19 protein-coding genes are annotated in these 17,572 nt (G+C 44.8%); 15 read left to right on the top strand and 4 right to left on the bottom strand.

Annotated features, from left to right (window positions below; all coding sequences use genetic code 11):
- Positions 1 to 84: 84 nt before the first annotated feature.
- The 5 genes from aroQ (at position 85) to V7R35_RS06815 (ending at position 4,318) form a co-directional block, all read left to right on the top strand.
- Positions 85 to 525 carry a type II 3-dehydroquinate dehydratase gene (gene aroQ, locus V7R35_RS06795; RefSeq protein ID WP_334013976.1) on the top strand — a complete coding sequence of 147 codons (441 nt, stop codon included), beginning with the start codon at positions 85 to 87 and terminating at the stop codon, positions 523 to 525.
- Positions 526 to 539: 14 nt separating this feature from the next.
- The gene (gene accB, locus V7R35_RS06800) at positions 540 to 998 is read left to right on the top strand and encodes an acetyl-CoA carboxylase biotin carboxyl carrier protein (protein ID WP_334013977.1); all 459 of its coding nucleotides are present in this window, start codon (positions 540 to 542) and stop codon (positions 996 to 998) included.
- Positions 999 to 1,012: 14 nt separating this feature from the next.
- Positions 1,013 to 2,356, top strand: a complete 1,344-nt coding sequence (gene accC / locus V7R35_RS06805) for an acetyl-CoA carboxylase biotin carboxylase subunit (protein WP_334013978.1) — start codon at positions 1,013 to 1,015, stop codon at positions 2,354 to 2,356.
- Between the two features lie 368 nt (positions 2,357 to 2,724).
- Positions 2,725 to 3,636, top strand: a complete 912-nt coding sequence (locus tag V7R35_RS06810; RefSeq protein WP_438823451.1) for a hypothetical protein — start codon at positions 2,725 to 2,727, stop codon at positions 3,634 to 3,636.
- 226 nt (positions 3,637 to 3,862) lie between these two features.
- Positions 3,863 to 4,318, top strand: a complete 456-nt coding sequence (locus V7R35_RS06815) for a hypothetical protein (protein WP_334013980.1) — start codon at positions 3,863 to 3,865, stop codon at positions 4,316 to 4,318.
- 41 nt (positions 4,319 to 4,359) lie between these two features.
- Here the strand turns inward: V7R35_RS06815 and V7R35_RS06820 are convergent, their stop codons facing one another.
- The 3 genes from V7R35_RS06820 to V7R35_RS06830 form a co-directional block, all read right to left on the bottom strand.
- Positions 4,360 to 4,623, bottom strand: a complete 264-nt coding sequence (locus V7R35_RS06820) for a TIGR03643 family protein (protein ID WP_334013981.1) — start codon at positions 4,621 to 4,623, stop codon at positions 4,360 to 4,362.
- Positions 4,624 to 4,712: 89 nt separating this feature from the next.
- Entirely contained in the window at positions 4,713 to 6,863 is a 2,151-nt protein-coding gene (locus tag V7R35_RS06825) for an exonuclease domain-containing protein (protein WP_334013982.1), read from the bottom strand.
- A gap of 97 nt (positions 6,864 to 6,960) precedes the next feature.
- A complete protein-coding gene (locus tag V7R35_RS06830; RefSeq protein ID WP_334013983.1) occupies positions 6,961 to 7,248 on the bottom strand; it encodes a hypothetical protein in 288 nt (95 codons plus the stop codon).
- A gap of 118 nt (positions 7,249 to 7,366) precedes the next feature.
- Between V7R35_RS06830 and V7R35_RS06835 the strand changes: the two genes are divergently transcribed.
- From V7R35_RS06835 to V7R35_RS06845, 3 genes are all read left to right on the top strand, one after another.
- Positions 7,367 to 7,558 carry a CPXCG motif-containing cysteine-rich protein gene (locus V7R35_RS06835; RefSeq protein WP_334013984.1) on the top strand — a complete coding sequence of 64 codons (192 nt, stop codon included), beginning with the start codon at positions 7,367 to 7,369 and terminating at the stop codon, positions 7,556 to 7,558.
- Positions 7,551 to 8,180, top strand: a complete 630-nt coding sequence (locus tag V7R35_RS06840) for a flavin reductase family protein (RefSeq protein WP_334013985.1) — start codon at positions 7,551 to 7,553, stop codon at positions 8,178 to 8,180. The genes V7R35_RS06835 and V7R35_RS06840 overlap by 8 nt, the downstream gene beginning before the upstream one ends.
- 211 nt (positions 8,181 to 8,391) lie before the next feature.
- Positions 8,392 to 8,685: a high-potential iron-sulfur protein gene (locus V7R35_RS06845; protein WP_334013986.1), complete on the top strand. Its 294-nt coding sequence runs from the start codon at positions 8,392 to 8,394 to the stop codon at positions 8,683 to 8,685.
- A 113-nt stretch (positions 8,686 to 8,798) separates the two neighbouring features.
- On the opposite strand, the gene V7R35_RS06850 is transcribed toward V7R35_RS06845, so the two are convergent.
- Entirely contained in the window at positions 8,799 to 9,566 is a 768-nt protein-coding gene (locus V7R35_RS06850; RefSeq protein ID WP_334013987.1) for a substrate-binding periplasmic protein, read from the bottom strand.
- Positions 9,567 to 9,819: 253 nt separating this feature from the next.
- On the opposite strand from V7R35_RS06850, the gene prmA reads away from it, so the two are divergent.
- From prmA to V7R35_RS06885, 7 genes are all read left to right on the top strand, one after another.
- Positions 9,820 to 10,698, top strand: coding sequence for a 50S ribosomal protein L11 methyltransferase (gene prmA, locus V7R35_RS06855; RefSeq protein ID WP_334013988.1), 879 nt, complete (start codon positions 9,820 to 9,822; stop codon positions 10,696 to 10,698).
- Between the two features lie 264 nt (positions 10,699 to 10,962).
- A complete protein-coding gene (gene dusB / locus V7R35_RS06860) occupies positions 10,963 to 11,961 on the top strand; it encodes a tRNA dihydrouridine synthase DusB (protein ID WP_334014163.1) in 999 nt (332 codons plus the stop codon).
- Between the two features lie 30 nt (positions 11,962 to 11,991).
- The gene (gene fis / locus V7R35_RS06865; protein WP_012520109.1) at positions 11,992 to 12,285 is read left to right on the top strand and encodes a DNA-binding transcriptional regulator Fis; all 294 of its coding nucleotides are present in this window, start codon (positions 11,992 to 11,994) and stop codon (positions 12,283 to 12,285) included.
- An 82-nt stretch (positions 12,286 to 12,367) separates the two neighbouring features.
- Positions 12,368 to 13,966 (top strand): bifunctional phosphoribosylaminoimidazolecarboxamide formyltransferase/IMP cyclohydrolase, encoded by a 1,599-nt coding sequence (gene purH, locus V7R35_RS06870; protein WP_334013989.1) that lies wholly within the window; start codon positions 12,368 to 12,370, stop codon positions 13,964 to 13,966.
- Between the two features lie 302 nt (positions 13,967 to 14,268).
- Complete coding sequence (locus V7R35_RS06875; RefSeq protein WP_334013990.1) at positions 14,269 to 15,084, top strand: class I SAM-dependent methyltransferase; 816 nt, start codon at positions 14,269 to 14,271, stop codon at positions 15,082 to 15,084.
- Between the two features lie 20 nt (positions 15,085 to 15,104).
- Positions 15,105 to 16,397 carry a phosphoribosylamine--glycine ligase gene (gene purD / locus V7R35_RS06880; RefSeq protein ID WP_334013991.1) on the top strand — a complete coding sequence of 431 codons (1,293 nt, stop codon included), beginning with the start codon at positions 15,105 to 15,107 and terminating at the stop codon, positions 16,395 to 16,397.
- Between the two features lie 388 nt (positions 16,398 to 16,785).
- Complete coding sequence (locus tag V7R35_RS06885; RefSeq protein ID WP_334013992.1) at positions 16,786 to 17,538, top strand: glucosaminidase domain-containing protein; 753 nt, start codon at positions 16,786 to 16,788, stop codon at positions 17,536 to 17,538.
- Positions 17,539 to 17,572 lie beyond the last annotated feature (34 nt).

Below are 17,572 nucleotides of genomic sequence, written 5' to 3' on the forward strand. Positions count from 1 at the left end.
TTGGCTTTTTTTCGTGCAACTGTCATAAAACTTTGTTGAAATGGCAAATACCATGACATTTTCCCGAAGATAGCAGCAAACTACATGAATATTTTGTTATTGAATGGCCCTAACCTAAATATGTTAGGTCAACGTGAACCTGAAAAATATGGTACGCAAACGCTTCAAGACATCGTTGATGACTTGCAGGCACAGGCGTCGTCTAGCAGCGTTACGCTTGAACATTTTCAATCAAATGCTGAACACGCATTAATTGACCGCGTGCACGCTGCCATGGGTAAGGTTGACGCCATCATTATCAACCCTGCTGCTTTCACGCACACCAGTGTGGCGCTTCGCGACGCACTGCTTAGTGTCAATATCCCGTTTATTGAAGTGCATTTGTCGAACGTTCACGCCCGTGAGCCGTTTCGTCATCATTCCTATTTTTCTGATGTTGCAGCCGGCGTTATCGTGGGCCTAGGCGCAATTGGCTATTCGCTAGCACTAACTGCAGCAATCAACTTACCGAAATCGAAAAAATAACGCAGAGACAGAACATGGATATTAGAAAGATTAAAAAACTTATCGAACTAGTGGAAGAATCAGGCATTGCTGAGCTTGAGATCACTGAGGGCGAAGAGTCTGTACGCATCCACCGTGGACCAACGGGTGTTCAAGCGCCAGTAAATTACAGTTTTGCAGCACCAGCGGCACCTCAGGCGGCACCTGCAGCGGCGCCAGCACCTGCACCAGCAGCGGCTGCAGAGCCTGCGCAACCAGAAGGCCACGTTGTTAAATCACCAATGGTGGGTACTTTCTATCGTGCATCTTCTCCAACAGCAAAAGCATTTGCTGAAGTAGGTCAGCAGGTTAAAGTAGGCGACACGCTTTGTATTATCGAAGCCATGAAGATGATGAACCAAATTGAAGCAGATAAAGACGGCGTGGTTAAGGCAATCTTGGTAGAAAACCAAGACCCTGTTGAATTCGACCAGCCAATGTTCATCATTGAATAAGCGAGTACTGCCTGATGCTAGATAAAGTACTAATTGCTAACCGTGGTGAAATAGCCCTACGAATTTTGAGAGCCTGTAAAGAATTAGGCATCAAAACCGTAGCTGTGCATTCCACTGCGGACAAAAACTTAAAGCACGTGTTGCTTGCCGACGAATCAATTTGTATTGGTAAAGCGTCTGCAACAGAGAGCTACCTGAACATTCCTCGCATTATTGCTGCGGCGGAAGTCACAAACTCTATCGCAATTCACCCCGGTTACGGTTTTCTTGCAGAAAACGCCGACTTTGCTGAAGCAGTAGAGAAAAGTGGCTTTATTTTCATTGGCCCTAAAGCCGAAACTATAAACCTAATGGGTGACAAAGTTTCTGCTATTAACGCCATGAAAAAAGCAGGTGTACCTTGTGTACCTGGGTCTGACGGCCCACTTACCGACGATGTAGAACGCAACAAAGCTATCGCCAAACGTATTGGCTACCCTATTATTGTTAAGGCGGCTGGCGGCGGCGGTGGTCGTGGTATGCGTGTGGTTCGAAGCGAAGCTGAACTAATTAAAGCCATTGAAACTACACAGGCTGAGGCTGGTGCGGCTTTTGGTAATCCAACTGTGTATATGGAGAAATTCCTAGAAAATCCACGTCACGTTGAAATTCAGGTACTTGCCGACGGTCAAGGTAACGCTATTCACCTTGGTGAGCGTGACTGCTCTATGCAGCGTCGTCACCAGAAAGTGGTAGAAGAAGCACCGGCACCGGGTATTTCAGAGCAAATGCGCACTAAAATTGGTGATCGTTGTCGTCGTGCTTGTATTGAAATTGGCTATCGCGGTGCAGGCACTTTCGAGTTCCTATACGAAAATGGCGAGTTCTATTTCATCGAAATGAATACGCGTATTCAGGTTGAACACCCAGTATCTGAAATGATCACGGGCGTTGATTTGATTAAAGAGCAACTTCGTATTGCCGCAGGTCAGCCTTTATCAATAGACCAATCGCAAATTCAAATTCGCGGTCACGCTATTGAATGCCGTATTAACGCGGAAGATCCAAATACCTTTATTCCAAGTCCTGGTCCTATTGATATGTTCCATGCGCCTGGTGGTTTAGGTATTCGTTGGGAGTCGCACATTTATGCAGGCTACCATGTACCGCCATACTACGACTCAATGATTGGTAAGCTTATTACCTTTGGTGAAAGTCGCGACGAAGCTATAGCACGAATGCGTCATGCCCTCGAAGAGATCGTAGTTGAGGGTATTAAAACCAACATTCCACTTCAGCGCGCTATTATGGCCGATGAAAACTTCTTTGCAGGTGGCACCAACATTCACTACCTCGAGAAGAAATTAGGTTTAGCCTAATCCCCCCTTTGGGCCGCACGTCACATTATGTGCGGCTCAATTTTCCTCAAAAAATTTGCTATACATTCTACTTTTCCGATTACAACAATCAATTTTTAGCAATTTTTTCATTCAACCTGACGCTCTATACTTATCACATGTTTTGAGACATCTCCCTGTCCCAAGCTATTGAGTTATGTGTGTTCCCGAATCGCTCTGTTGAACCGATTCAACCCTCATTGGAGTCCACCTCCACTTATGCCGGCAGCCTTGCCGGCTTTTTTTTACTTTAAACCCGTATTACTTCAAGATGCGTATACACTAAACAAAAATTAATGTACTAAGGATTGTGCGTGCGCGGTACCGCCGTTTTTTTACTTTTCAACGCTTTGCTTACAGCCTGTTTTATCTTCCCTGTAAGTGCAAACACAGCTGTGTTTTCACAGAAACTCGACATACAAATTCGTTACGATAACCGGTCAAATAGACCCAGCCGCGAACAATATCGCCTGCGCTATTACCCTTCGCTAAATGTGTCTGATGCATGGTCAATCAACAGTTTCGTCGTAACAGGTGACGACTTTTCATCTAGTCATAACACTTTTGGCAGCGAAAGCACCGACTACATTTATGCGCGTCGTTTGTTTATGCGTCACGAGGGAGACTACGGAAAAACAGAAATAGGGGTTATTCCTACTTTCAAGGGCCGAGTTTCTTCTACGGGTTTATCAAAAGACGGTTGGATAACAGGTGTTAGGCATGTAAGAACGCTGAAAAATAACAGTGCGTTAGAAGTGGTGATTGGACAATTAGGCAATGCACAGGCCGACCAAGCTTTTACCTTCGGTAACGAAGACGAATACGTAGAAATTGAATATTCAGCGCGCATGAATCAGCGTCATAGCTATGAAGCCAGTATTGAGCGGATGGTTAGCGGCAGCTTTATAAGAGGAGAATATCGTTATCGATTAAACGATCAAGATACTGCTTTTATCGAACTGGTTCAGCGCGTAGACAGCCCTGCCGAAAAATTGGTTGTTGGTGCAAGTGGTGAATTTACTCTTTTTACTAGCACTTCGCCTTACCCGATAGAATATTTTGCGTACTATTCGTACATAGATGATGATTTTGGCGCTCGTGCTGAATTAATTGAAGACTTTCTCGGTACCGGACATGGCGGCTCTATTGAGTTTAGCGGAGTTGTCTCAGAAACTCATGATTTAGAATGGTTTGTTCGTACCGATGTTGTAGATAGCGTTAGTCGCTTACTAGCAGGCATCAAGCTTTCTTTAACACAATAAAAAAAGGCCCATCAAAAGATGGGCCAAACAGCAAGAACGCGTACACACTTTAACAGTGCATAGTGAAATACGCTTCACACCTTTGCAGAGTTCATAAGATTCTTATTACGTATTTTTAATCTCATCGGCTTTCTTAAAAACACCTCGTTTTTTATACTTTCGTATGAGTTGAAGTCGAAGTTCGTTTCGACACGTACAAATGCAATGTGAAGTGAGAGGTGCAATTGTGATCAGCCGATACGCTCAGTTAAAAGAAAAACTCCCCATATCCCGACTTTCAGACGATGTGCTGCTTGCTTTTCGCGTATTATTCGACGATCCGCTAGACATTGTTGATTTAGCACAAGACATTGCAGACCTAACACTTTATCCAGAACGGCTAACAAACAGCTACAGAAAAGAGTGGGAAGCATACGTGGTGAAGTCGCTGGCACTAGAGATAAAGAAGCGTCCCGAATTGTCGCCATCAGAGTTTATTGAAGACCTAATGCAACGGGTAGAGAATCTGCAGAAAGAAAGCGATACTTACAATAATCTTTGGCGACAGGTACATCACGCTAGATCAATTGCGCAGTCGTCCAACACTATCATTTTTCCAAGTCCGCTACGTCAGCAGCTTATGGCGTTTTTGTTGCCAATAACAACCGTCACACCCACCGACAGCGGCGAACCCGAAGAGTAAGAAAATAACTTTTTAGGAAAAGCTTACTATTTTGAGAAAACTTACTTGTTGGCGCCCTTCGGCTTGTACTGAGACGGACAATATCCTCGGTCCACGCCCTCTGGGCGCAAACTAGCATGTTTGGTCTTTCTTCCAGTTACCCGAGCGCGCCAGTTTTTAAACGTTTTTTGCTTAAGGTTTTTACGCATAAGCTTAATAACGTCTTTCTCAGGTAAACCGTATAGGCGTTCAATTGCCTCGAAAGGGGTTCTGTCTTCCCACGCCATTTCAATCACGCGAGATTCTTGTTCTTCAGTTAAACTCATTATTAAAACTCAATACCACACAAAACACCCAATATTACGCACAACGCGCGTTTTCGTTCACTTTTAGGTGATGAACGTTGAGGTAGTTCTCAGGCGCTATTTATCTTGCTGACTACAGCTTCATCGTCTTTTTCAAAGGCAAGTTTCAATAGCTCTGCCGCCGCTTTTGCATCGCTTAACGCTCGGTGGTGACGTTCCATCGTGATCTCAAAGTGTCTAGTAAGGTTAGCAAGAGAATAGGACGGCAGCCCTGGATAAGTGCGGCGCATTTCGCGCACCGTGCACATTTTCGGTCTTCTATACACCTGCTCTAGTCGTGCAAATTCTTGCTTAATAAAGCCGTAATCAAAATTAACGTTGTGGGCTACAAAAACCGCATCTTCTGTAAACGTGGCTATATCGTCGGCAACTTGTTCGAAAACAGGTGCATCGGCCACCATTTCGTCTGAAATACCAGTGAGCCTAGTTATGTTGGAAGGAATTCGACGTTGTGGGTTTATTAACGTTTGATAGCGTGCCACTTCTTCGCCCGCTATTAATTTAACCATGCCAATTTCCGTTATGCGGTTGTAGCTGTTGTTGCCCCCTGTGGTTTCAATATCTACCACAACGTAGGGCTGAGCAGGGTCGCGTACCCATTCCACCGTCGTTACCGCCACGTCAAAACCGGCTTGCTGCAGACGCTGTATAGACACCAACTGGTTTCGTCTTAGTTGATCGCCCGGAGCTTTAATTTCTTCAAACCGCAGCGTGCCATCAAACACCATTATGTCTGGAAAGCCATCGCGCAACGATTCAAAATCGCGACACATCATGCGTAACAGCGCGTATATGGCGTCAAGCGATGCATGCTCAATTAACGCTTCAATAGGCGTAAGTAAATGGCTAGACCACATAAATAAGCTGTTCACTTTGCCATAGTGCATCGTAGCCATTTTGTGTACGTGAAAGCGTAACTTCTCTTTGCTATCGAGTTGCGTTAACAGTGCTTCAATGCTGCTCTCAAACTTGGCATAAAAGTTATTTTGCTTTAGCGAAAGCGGCCTTCTGTCGAACTCGGTTACCAGTGTATCTTCTTCGTAAAGCAGCTTCCAAAATGTTAGCCCAAACAAGCTACGCCACAGTCTATTTTCAGTACGCCAGCCAGTAATGCCTTCACGGGCATAATGGGCAAGTACACCTCTTTCCACCTGCTGATTTTGGCTCACATCAATAGCAAGTGTGCGGCTTGCATTGCGCAGCATATCAGTAACCGTGCTGGTACGTTTCTTGTGGTATTTACGCGCATAAAAGTCTTCGGCAAAAGCAAGAAGCGTATCAGACTGAGGGTTGTCAATAATTTGCTCAAGTGCGGCTTTGACCTCTTCCACCTGACCATCTTTATAGCTTTCTCTTAACCATTTTTCTTTGGCTTTGTCGCTCTCGGCAAGCGACATGATCCGAAGCCCATTTACCCTATCTATGTCCATCAGCTTAAGGCTTAGCGCATAGAGAAACTGATCTTTAAAAAAACAGGCCGACACACCGTCAGTGGCAGGGAAGTCATCGCGTGACAAAGACAGTATTTTGTCATCGTCATAATAGGGGAGCTGAGTGTGATGCTTCGCGTAATACCATGCTGCTTGTGCATCATTGTTGTGATCGAAGCGCGCTGTGTCTGACACCGAGTCTGCACGTGTGCGCATAACGCCTAAGTCTCGCATTGAAAATTGATTTAGGCGACTCTTTGTATTGCCAAAATACAAAAACAAAAGATACCGCAATGCATCATCAAACAAACAAACCAAGTACTGATCTAGTGCGAATCGTGCTGGCCATCCCTTTTGCTTTATCTCAGCATCTAATAAGGCAACCAGTTTTGGCTTGGTCAGCGCATTCAAACCTTGCGTACTGCCATATTCGCCAAGTAACTCAACTATTGCGTCTTTTGTTAATACACCAGCAATGTCGCTGGTTGATGCGTGAGACAAATCGCCAAACCAACCCTCTTCAACAAGTTCGTCTATTTGTGCTTGCGGGCTGTTTATTTCTGCATAGTTGAATTGAGAGCGATCTATTACGGCATATTTTCTGTTAGCGGCTCGTACCACAATACATTGCTTGTCGTCGCTTAACGCCTTAAAACGCGATACAAATTGTTGCGCGCTGTCACTAAGCAATACTTGATTAGCTCCTTCAAAGAAGCTCAAAAACTCAAAGAAATGCGTTAGGTAATAACGCGGCGGTAAGTCTTTACGCATAGCACATTCTTATAAACGAATAACGCAAATAGTGTATATTTATACATATATCACAATCAAGCATTCATGAAGAGACAAGCCTTCTTAAAAGTGGTATTTACACCTTAACTCGCTGTTTTGAAACCCAATTAAAAAATGTAGAAAGTTGTTCATCGGCTTGAAGTAAACACAGTGAATGCAGTTGCTTGGCAAGGGTCATTTCATCGTAAAAGCGATGTATTCCACTGTGGCACTGCCGACAAATGTTTACGCCTGCCTGAAGCTGCTCTTTGGTGTAGTGTTTTTTGAAATACGTGCGACGATGCATTTTCTTAGGAATAAGATGATGAAAGGTTAGCCTTGTATGCCGACTACAGCACGGGCACGTGCCTACTTTATTGGCCACACTCGCCTCTTCTAATACCGTTACTCTTACAAGTAAATACCTTTTATTGCCATAAGATGATCACGGGGAAATGTCAGTTCGTAATAAGCCCATAGAATTGAACAATTATGGTGAAGATATGAGTTTAACGCGTGCTATGGGCTTTTCTTGCCCCTATTGTATGGCACCCAATGATGTTGAAATTGATGAAATGTATGATGTTGGCCAAACACAAGTGCTTGATTGTCAGGTATGCTGCCAGCCCATAGAATTAAGTGTGTATCAACACGGCGATGATATTTCGATACAGGCGGAGCGAGAAAATGACTAGGGTACTGTCGAGAAGCGATATAGATAACTTAGCACAGCGTTACCGCGCCAATTTAATTAATAGCTTATCGGGGTTTAAACCAGCAGTGTTATTGGGCACTACTGACGGTACTACACATAACCTCGCAGTTATTAGTTCAGTTGTTCACATTGGGGCGAACCCACCTTTGCTTGGCATGATTATGCGTCCTCACACTGTGCAGCGAGACTCGCTGGGAAATATCAAAAAGCAGGGCTTCTACACGTTAAATCATGTGCACACTAGTTGGGTGGATAAAGCACATCAAACCTCTGCGAGATACGAAGTAGATGAGAGCGAGTTCGACGCTGTAGGGCTTACCGTACAAATGAGTGAACATTTTCCCGCACCTTATGTTAAAGAAAGCAGCATAAAGATGGGGCTGAAAGTTGCTCAGCATTTCACGTTATTAAACGACACTGAAATGGTAATTGGCGAAATTCATGAATTACATTTACCTAATGACATAATTGCTGAAGACGGATACGCAGATATTGAAGGTGCCGGCAGCGCATGTATTTCGGGGTTAGATAGCTACCATAGTACATCGCGACTAGCGCAGTACACGTATGCGAAACCCAACGTTGAACTTAAACAAAAATGAACTAGCCTTAGCAAGAAGGGTCGAATTTACCCAAGAGGGTGAAGTTTATTTAATGCAGATCAAATGATTTACAGACTTTTTATTCGATCTTTCTGCGAAAACAGATAGTATTTATGTATGTACAAAAAACCTGCCTCTTTGGGCAGGTTTTTGCGTTTAAGGCGCTGAATAAAAAAGAATCATTATCGTTTCTGTCTCTAAGGAGAATAATATGAAATCTGTAAACCGCCGCGACTTTTTGAAGCTGTCTGGCTCTACGTTAATTGGCCTTACTTTGGGTGGCGTTGCACTGCGAGCTCAAGCGCAAGAACAACTTAGCGCAGACGATGCAACCGCAAAGGCGCTTAATTATAAGCCAGAGTCAACGGTAGATGGCGCGAAGTGTTCTAACTGCATGTATGTGCAAGGTTCAGATGGTGAGCAGTACCGCCCTTGTAACATTTTCCCTGGAAAACTCGTTAATGCAAATGGCTGGTGTAGTGCTTGGGTGAAAAAGCCAGGCTAGGACGCAAATTAGCTAGCTAACCGAAAATGTCTAAGTTTTTCAAAAGCCTCGTTTAAGTGGGGCTTTTTTGTATCTGTACATTTCTTTATATCTGCGGCCCCGTATTAAAAGTACTAGCTTTCATTTATGTGTGACTGCTGCTCTACCAGTTTATCGAACAAATTCTCTAGCCTAAACCGTGCGAGTAAAGCTTGATAACGACCGTCTTCAAAAAATTTCTTCAGTGTTACATTAAACTGCGCGCGCAACTCTGGGTTGGGAATACCTGCACAGTATGCTGAAACCGGAAAAAGCTCGTGAATAGTGACTGCATCATCAGCATAGGCGTCATTTTGCGCTTTAAAGTAGCTAAATATGTTTCTATCCATAATCACCGCATCTACGCTTCCCAACATTAACATGTTCACTTGCCTGTCTTGCCTTGCCATTTCGAGATAATTCGGTTGTGACGCAAGGGTATTGCCATATTCCTTACCAAGCACATTTTTAGCAGTTTGAAAGGCAATGATGCTTTTTCCTCTTAAGCTGGCTAAGTCGCTAACAGCGATATTTCTATCTTCACGGGTAACAACAACATTTTGATACACCACATAGGGGTCGCTAAGAATATCAGCCGACACCTTGTGCGCTTTATTTAGGGTTAAAGCAATATCAACAGCGTTGTCTTTAAGTAAGCGAGCGGTGCGCCCGAAAGGGACATAAATGGGAGACAGTTCGTGCCCTAACTCTTTCAAAATGGCACGAGTCAGCTCTAATTCAAAACCAGAATGATCGGCTGACATAACATAAGGCGGTTTGTCCCATCCAACCACCACATCTAATTGTTCAGATGAAGCGATGAATGAGTACAGTAAGACTGTAAATAAAGCGGCTATGCGCATAAGTGTAATGTGCCTTCTTCGTAAGCAGCGTTTTATAGTATGACTATAATGCTTTTTATTTAATTAACCAGCATACAAAAGGCTAGTTTGCTAACCCTTTGCGATAAGGCCACTCACTCATAGATGATTGCCAATTTGCGCATAGATATTTGTCAGTATCAGGCAATAGCTGAACTGTTTAATTTGCATTGCTGCATTTTGTTTAAATGCCACCAGTTGTACAATAGAGAAAATACCTTAGTAATAGAACATTATGGCTTGGCTACAATTACGAATTAACACAACGTCTGAAACTGCTGAAGCAATTGGCGACATGATGACTGCGAATGGGTCACAAGCAGTAACTTATGTTGACGCAAAAGATACCCCCATGTACGAGCCAAAGCCCGGCGAAGTATTGTTATGGCCAGATACGCAGGTAGTGGGTTTGTTTGAAGCCGATGCTGACATGAAAGGCATTCTTGCGCGTTTGGGTAAAGCCAAGGTATTAGGCAAAGATTTTAAATACAAGCTAGAGCCACTAGAAGACAAAGACTGGGAACGCGAATGGATGGATAACTTTCATCCAATGCAGTTCGGTGAGCGTCTTTGGATATGCCCAAGCTGGCGGGACGTTCCAGACCCTACTGCAGTAAACGTGATGCTAGACCCAGGGCTTGCTTTTGGCACTGGAACACACCCCACCACAGCACTTTGTCTTCGCTGGCTTGATGGCATTGATATGACGGGTAAAACCGTTGTGGATTTCGGCTGTGGCTCGGGCATTCTTGCACTTGCAGCCCTGAAACTTGGAGCGAAACGCGTTATTGGTATCGATATCGACCCACAAGCGCTTCAGGCCACCGAAGAAAACGCACGCCGAAACGGTGTAGAAGACCGTTTAGACGTATACCTACCAGAAAACCAACCATCCCTAGAAGCCGACGTTGTGATGGCCAATATTCTATCGGGCCCACTTTTAGAACTGCAAAGTATTATTACTGGATACTGTAAAAAAGACGGTCTTCTTGTGCTGTCGGGTATTTTAGCCGAACAAGTAAACAGTATTGAAAGCGCCTATAAACAAGATATTGACCTTGAGCCAAGTGCCATTGATGGAGAATGGGCACGGGTGTCGGGAAAAAAGCACTAACAAATTGTTAATATTTTTCACATTACAGCCCTTTTAATTCGGGGGCTGTAAGACTTTCGATTAAATTTCACACAAGAAAACAGCCTTAGCTCTTTAATGTGACAGTTTTTTTTCACTGTCAAGAGCACTTAGTGAAATTTTGTGTGATTTTTAGCCTTTTCAAGCATTGCGAAAACGCGTACACTTAGCGCCCCGTTTTAGCCGGGTGTATATTTTCTGTGCAGTTTTAGATAAAGAGCTATACGACAAACCATGCAAAACTCAATACAAATTGGACCATATGCGTTAGAGAACAATTTGATGTTGGCTCCCATGGCTGGCGTAACAGACAGGCCTTTTCGCCAACTTTGTAAGCGCTTAGGTGCAGGGCTTGTGGTATCAGAAATGCTTTCAAGTAATCCGAAAGTGTGGAACACCGCGAAGTCTCAAGCTCGAATGAATCATGAAGGCGAAGAAGGTATTCGCTCTGTACAAATTGCTGGGGCCGATCCTGAGCTTATGGCTCAAGCGGCGCAGTTCAATGTTGAGAATGGTGCGCAAATCATCGATATCAACATGGGTTGCCCTGCTAAGAAGGTTAATAAGAAGCTTGCAGGTTCTGCATTGCTTCAATACCCAGACACAGTGGAAGCGATAATCAAAGCCGTTGTAAATGCGGTTGATGTTCCTGTAACACTGAAAATTCGTACCGGCTGGAACCCAGAAAACCGCAATGGGATTGAAATTGCCCGCATTGCAGAGCAAAACGGCATACAGTCGCTTGCTGTTCACGGTAGAACGCGAGCATGTATGTATAAAGGAGAAGCGGAGTACGACACCATTCGCAAGATAAAGGCAGCAATATCAATTCCTGTCATTGCAAATGGCGATATTACTTCTCCTGAAAAAGCACAAAAGGTATTAGATTACACCGGAGCAAATGGTGTGATGATAGGCCGCGGCGCGCAGGGTAGACCTTGGATTTTTAACCAAATTCAACACTATCTTGAAACGGGCGAGAACCTAGCACCACCTCCGTTGTCAGAGCAGTATGAAATTTTGTATGAGCATGTAACAAATGTGCAGAATTTTTACGGTGACATCTCTGGTGTAAGAATAGCCCGTAAGCACGTGGGCTGGTACCTTTCGGAACATGATACGGACCGTCAGTTTCGTAAAACGTTTAACGCTATCGATGATGCAAATGAGCAACTCGAAGCACTTAATGCATATTTTCAAGCGCTGCAAACACGAGAAACCCGACAGATTTCTCCTGCAGCATAGTGATGACTAACTTAAGAGCAACACAGTATTATGTTCGATCAAAACGTGACTTCACCTTTTACTACTACAGTAACTACGCCTTCACAAACGCAAGCGCAAAAGCCACTGCGTGATTCTGTAAAGCAAGCGGTTAACAAGTACCTAAAGCAACTGGACAACGCTAACATCGATAACCTTTACGAAATGGTATTGGCAGAAGTTGAAGCGCCGCTGCTAGAAGAAGTCATGACTTACACACGCGGCAACCAAACCCGCGCGGCCATCATGATGGGCATCAACCGTGGCACACTTCGCAAGAAGCTAAAGCAATACGGCATGAACTAAGATTCCAAGGGCTTTGCCCTCCAAAGAGCACCACACGGTGCTCTTTTTGTTTCAACACTACAACATTAGAAACTTAAAATTTATGCAAACTCCAAAACCTATAAAACGTGCTCTCCTTAGTGTCTCTGACAAAACTGGTATCCTCGATTTCGCGACAGCGCTGCATAACGCTGGCGTAGAGCTTCTGTCGACGGGCGGTACTGCGAAATTACTGGCTGATGCTGGCTTACCTGTTAAAGAAGTCTCTGATCACACAGGTCACCCAGAAATTATGGCTGGACGTGTAAAAACACTTCACCCGAAAATTCACGGTGGCATTCTTGCTCGTCGCGGCGTTGATGAAGCAGTAATGGAAGAAAACAACATCGCACCAATCGACTTGGTGGTGGTAAATCTTTATCCATTTGCCGCCACAGTAGCCAACGAAGACTGCACGCTAGAAGACGCTATTGAAAATATCGATATCGGTGGACCAACAATGGTGCGTGCAGCAGCGAAAAACCATAAAGACGTTACCATTGTGGTAAATGCGTCTGACTACTCTCGCGTGCTTGCAGAAATGAACGACAACAACGGCTCTTTGTCTTACAGCACACGCTTTGATTTAGCCATCAAAGCATTTGAACACACTGCTGAATACGACGGCATGATTGCAAACTACTTTGGTGCGCGTTTAGACAGCACGGGCTGCGAAGCTGATGCAGATCACGTACACAGTGAATTTCCGCGTACGTACAACATGCAGCTTACCAAGAAGCAAGACCTTCGCTACGGTGAGAATAGCCACCAAGAAGCAGCGTTTTATGTTGAAAACAACATTCAAGAAGCGTCTGTTGCCACAGCAACACAGCTTCAGGGTAAAGAACTATCTTTTAACAACATTGCCGACACCGATGCCGCGCTTGAATGCGTTAAAGAGTTCGAACAGCCAGCATGCGTTATCGTAAAGCACGCTAACCCTTGTGGTGTTGCTATTGGCGACGACATTCTAAGTGCCTACGACCGCGCTTTTAAAACCGACCCAACATCAGCATTTGGTGGCATTATTGCGTTTAACCGCGAACTAGACGCGAAAACTGCACAAGCTATTGTTGACCGTCAATTCGTTGAAGTGATTATTGCTCCTACGGTTAGCGATGAAGCGAAAGAAGTGGTTAGCGCGAAGAAAAACGTGCGTCTTCTTGCCTGTGGCGACTGGGCAGGTCAACTTACTGAAGGCTATGACTTCAAACGCGTAAACGGCGGGCTACTAGTGCAAGAGCGCGACTTCGGCATGGTTGAAATGGAAGACCTAGAAGTTGTGACTAAGCGCAAGCCAAGCGAAGACGAACTGCGTGACCTTATGTTCTGCTGGAAAGTAGCAAAATATGTGAAGTCTAATGCCATTGTTTACTGCAAAGATGGCATGACGGTAGGGGTTGGCGCTGGCCAAATGAGCCGCGTTTACTCTGCGAAAATTGCGGGCATTAAAGCAGCTGATGAAAACTTAGAAGTAGCAGGCTCTGTAATGGCGTCTGACGCATTCTTCCCATTCCGCGACGGTATCGACGCTGCGGCTGAAGCCGGTATTAAAGCGGTAATTCAGCCTGGTGGCTCAATGCGCGATCAAGAAGTCATTGATGCCGCTGATGAACACGGTATTGCTATGGTGTTCACAGGCATGCGCCACTTCCGTCACTAATTGTACGTTATCGCTTTGCGTGCGAAAGCACGCAAATGAAACACCTCTGCGGCGCCAATGCCATAGAGGTGTTTTATTGAAAGTGTTTTATCGAAGGCGCTTGTTACAATATCCCTGTTCAAAGGGCTATATACATAAGCGTCCTTAAAACGCCTCAAACCTAAAGCGATAAAGATACGATTTATTCTGTTGGGGTGTAGAGTGACTGTCATGGTTAACTGGTAGGCTTGATCTGTCCTACAGTAAATTGTAGTAATACTGTTATCACAATTGACAACACCTACGACAGAAAGGAAATAAAAATGAAGAAGTTAGCCCAATTCGTGTTAGCCGCTACACTTGGTATGTCATCAGGCTTTGCCACTGCCGATGCTATTTCAGACGCCGCCATGAGCGACCTGCGTACATCTAAAGCAAAAGCCCGTGACGAATACCGCAACCCTCAACAAACGCTGCGCTTCTTTGGCCTTCAGCCAGATATGACGGTAGTTGAAGTGTCTCCAGGTGGTGGTTGGTATACCGACATTCTTTACCCTGTAGTAAAAGAAAGCGGTAAATATGTTGCGGCACACTTCTATGTAGATGAAAACTCTAACGAGTACTATAAAAAAGCGCTAGCGGCCTTTAAAAAGAAAACCGAAGCAGGTGAAAAATACCAAGGCGCTACCGTTACTGCTTTTCACCCAACCAAGGCATTAGATATCATTGACGCTGGCACGGCTGATATGGTGCTTACTTTCCGAAACGTACACAACTGGTACATGCGCGAAGGCGATGAAGGCATCGACAATGCGTTTGGCGCGTTCTTCACAGCACTTAAGCCAGGTGGTGTATTGGGTGTAGTAGAGCACGAGCTTCCGGAAAGCGCTGAAAACGATGCAATGCAGAAAAGCGGTTATATGAAGCGCAGCTATGTAGTTGCAGCAGCTGAAAAAGCAGGCTTTGTATTAGAAGCCAGCAGCGATGTTAACGCAAACCCAATGGACAGTGCAGACCACCCTAAAGGTGTATGGACACTGCCACCACGTTTAGCGTTAGATGACCAAGACCGCGAAAAGTACATGGCGATTGGCGAGAGTAATCGCATGACACTAAAATTTATAAAACCTAACAAATAACACACAAAACGGAACAGTTAATGAACGTACTTGTAATTGGCGGCGGTGGCCGCGAACACGCGCTGGCTTTCAAAGCTGCGCAGTCTTCTGATGTATCAACAGTTTTTGTAGCGCCGGGTAATGCAGGCACTGCAACGGAAGCAAAGCTAGAGAACGTAGCAATTGATGTTAACGATATTGCTGGGCTAGTTTCTTTTGCTAAACAAAACAACGTTGAACTGACCATTGTTGGTCCTGAAGCGCCGCTAGTTGCAGGTGTTGTAGATGCGTTCGTTAATGAAGGTTTAATGATTTTCGGGCCTACACAAGCCGCTGCGCAGCTTGAAGGCTCGAAAGCTTTCACTAAAGACTTTCTAGCACGCCACAATATTCCTACTGCCGAATATCAGAACTTTACCGAGATAGACCCTGCCATTGCCTATGTACGCGAAAAAGGCGCGCCTATTGTGGTTAAAGCTGATGGCCTTGCCGCAGGTAAAGGCGTAATTGTTGCCATGACCCTTGAAGAAGCCGAAGACGCAATTAAAGACATGCTGGCAGGCAACGCGTTTGGTGAAGCAGGCAGCCGTGTTGTTATTGAAGAATTCTTAGATGGTGAAGAAGCATCATTCATCGTGATGGTAGACGGTAAAAACGTTCTACCCTTCGCCACCAGCCAAGACCATAAACGTGCTGCAGATGGCGACAAAGGACCAAATACAGGCGGCATGGGCGCCTATTCACCGGCACCTGTAGTTACACCAGACATTCATAACCGTATTATGGATGAAGTGATTATGCCAACCGTTAACGGCATGGCATCTGAAGGCAACGACTATGTAGGCTTCTTGTACGCAGGCCTAATGATAATGGCTGACGGTACACCGAAGGTTATTGAATACAACTGCCGCTTTGGCGACCCAGAAACACAGCCCATTATGCTTCGCCTTCAGTCTGATTTAGTACCGCTTTGCCAAGCAGCCTGTAAAGGTGAGCTAGCAGGTAAAACCATTGCTTTTGACGATAGAGCAGCCGTAGGCGTTGTACTAGCCGCGGGCGGCTATCCGGGCAGCTACGAAAAAGGCGACGAAATTACCGGCTTTGAAGAAGCAGAAAAACTTGAAGGTAAAGTTTTCCACGCGGGTACAGCGCTTAAAGACGGAAAAGTAGTGACTGCGGGCGGTCGTGTTTTATGTGCCACAGCACTAGGTAATAGCGTAACTGAAGCGCAGCAAAAAGCGTACGAGTTGCTTAAAACCATTCAGTTTAAAGACGTTTACTTCCGCAACGATATTGCATATCGAGCCATTGCCCGCGAGGCGAATGCACAGTAAGAGCTAACAAGACAAAGCTAAGTACCTATCACTTAGTCCAGTGAACGCAGCACAACGCTGCGTTCACCATGTAATTTTCTACATCTAAGTAATTTCTTATTAAGCCTACCGCAATATTCTTATCAATTAACTAAACTGCGCACAGTTGCTCAAAAGCTGATTTATAGCCTAGAATCAAGTTCTAGTGTTTTTGCTGAGTGTTTACCTTTACAGCTCAGGCGCCGTATTAGAAATGGCATGTAGCCAACGCCTTTATTAGATAAGTTTAACCTTTCTAGCCACCCCAAAGTTTGCAGTGTGTTTTAGACCATGTATGTTTAATAAGCATGAGTTCAGGTAATTCGCTGTGTCAGGCGAGAAATTCATACAAATAGAGAGGTATCACCTGATGTTAAATAGCAAAGCCTTTGTGGCAGTTGCGATAGTGTTAGTGGCCATTGTTGTGTCGTGGTTTGCATTTTTCGCTAAAGAGCCAGCGCCAGACTTTACTGCTTACACCGCTGGCCCCGACAGAAAAGCCGCATTCTTTGAATACTTCACCCCTATCGTTGTAGATCTAAACAAAGAATTCGCAGCTGACCGACAGCAAATTGAAAGCGCATGTGACGCCGATAAAACAAACCAGCTAGACGAATTTATAACAAAATTCCGTATTGAAGATGATGAACTAGAACAAGAGTCAGCCTGTACGATTTTATTACGCCGTGCTGATATTATTCCGGTGTCATTAGCGATAGCACAAGCGGCTAACGAGAGTGCATGGGGTACATCTCGATTCGCTAAACAAGGCAACAACTTTTTTGGCCAGTGGTGCTTTACCAAAGGCTGCGGAATTGTGCCTAAATCACGAGACACCAATAAAACCCATGAAGTGGCAGATTTTCGCTCGCCTGCCGATTCTGTAGAAAGCTACATGTTAAATTTGAATACCCATGATGCTTACAAACCCTTACGTAATATTCGACAGAACCTTCGCCAGAAAGGAGAAGTGATTACTGGCGTTGCATTAAGCTATGGCCTCAACAAATACTCTGAGCGTGGAGACGAGTACGGTAAAGAACTGCGTGACATGATTAGCTTTAATAAACTTGGCTCACTAGACAAACTTGACGCAAATGCACAGGAAGATGACGCGGAATAACTGGGTAAGTCGTTCGAAAATGCACCTCTAGGTG

The sequence above is a fragment of the Alteromonas sp. S167 genome, assembly GCF_036864375.1.
Lineage (GTDB): Bacteria > Pseudomonadota > Gammaproteobacteria > Enterobacterales > Alteromonadaceae > Alteromonas.

Coding starts and splice junctions, on each gene's coding strand:
- purD (WP_334013991.1), top strand. CDS start 15,105: ATGAACGTACTTGTAATTGGCGGCGGTGGCCGCGAACACGCGCTGGCT.
- aroQ (WP_334013976.1), top strand. CDS start 85: ATGAATATTTTGTTATTGAATGGCCCTAACCTAAATATGTTAGGTCAA.
- accB (WP_334013977.1), top strand. CDS start 540: ATGGATATTAGAAAGATTAAAAAACTTATCGAACTAGTGGAAGAATCA.
- V7R35_RS06885 (WP_334013992.1), top strand. CDS start 16,786: ATGTTAAATAGCAAAGCCTTTGTGGCAGTTGCGATAGTGTTAGTGGCC.
- accC (WP_334013978.1), top strand. CDS start 1,013: ATGCTAGATAAAGTACTAATTGCTAACCGTGGTGAAATAGCCCTACGA.
- V7R35_RS06835 (WP_334013984.1), top strand. CDS start 7,367: ATGAGTTTAACGCGTGCTATGGGCTTTTCTTGCCCCTATTGTATGGCA.
- V7R35_RS06845 (WP_334013986.1), top strand. CDS start 8,392: ATGAAATCTGTAAACCGCCGCGACTTTTTGAAGCTGTCTGGCTCTACG.
- purH (WP_334013989.1), top strand. CDS start 12,368: ATGCAAACTCCAAAACCTATAAAACGTGCTCTCCTTAGTGTCTCTGAC.
- V7R35_RS06875 (WP_334013990.1), top strand. CDS start 14,269: ATGAAGAAGTTAGCCCAATTCGTGTTAGCCGCTACACTTGGTATGTCA.
- V7R35_RS06840 (WP_334013985.1), top strand. CDS start 7,551: ATGACTAGGGTACTGTCGAGAAGCGATATAGATAACTTAGCACAGCGT.
- V7R35_RS06825 (WP_334013982.1), bottom strand. CDS start 6,863: ATGCGTAAAGACTTACCGCCGCGTTATTACCTAACGCATTTCTTTGAG.
- V7R35_RS06820 (WP_334013981.1), bottom strand. CDS start 4,623: ATGAGTTTAACTGAAGAACAAGAATCTCGCGTGATTGAAATGGCGTGG.
- V7R35_RS06850 (WP_334013987.1), bottom strand. CDS start 9,566: ATGCGCATAGCCGCTTTATTTACAGTCTTACTGTACTCATTCATCGCT.
- fis (WP_012520109.1), top strand. CDS start 11,992: ATGTTCGATCAAAACGTGACTTCACCTTTTACTACTACAGTAACTACG.
- prmA (WP_334013988.1), top strand. CDS start 9,820: ATGGCTTGGCTACAATTACGAATTAACACAACGTCTGAAACTGCTGAA.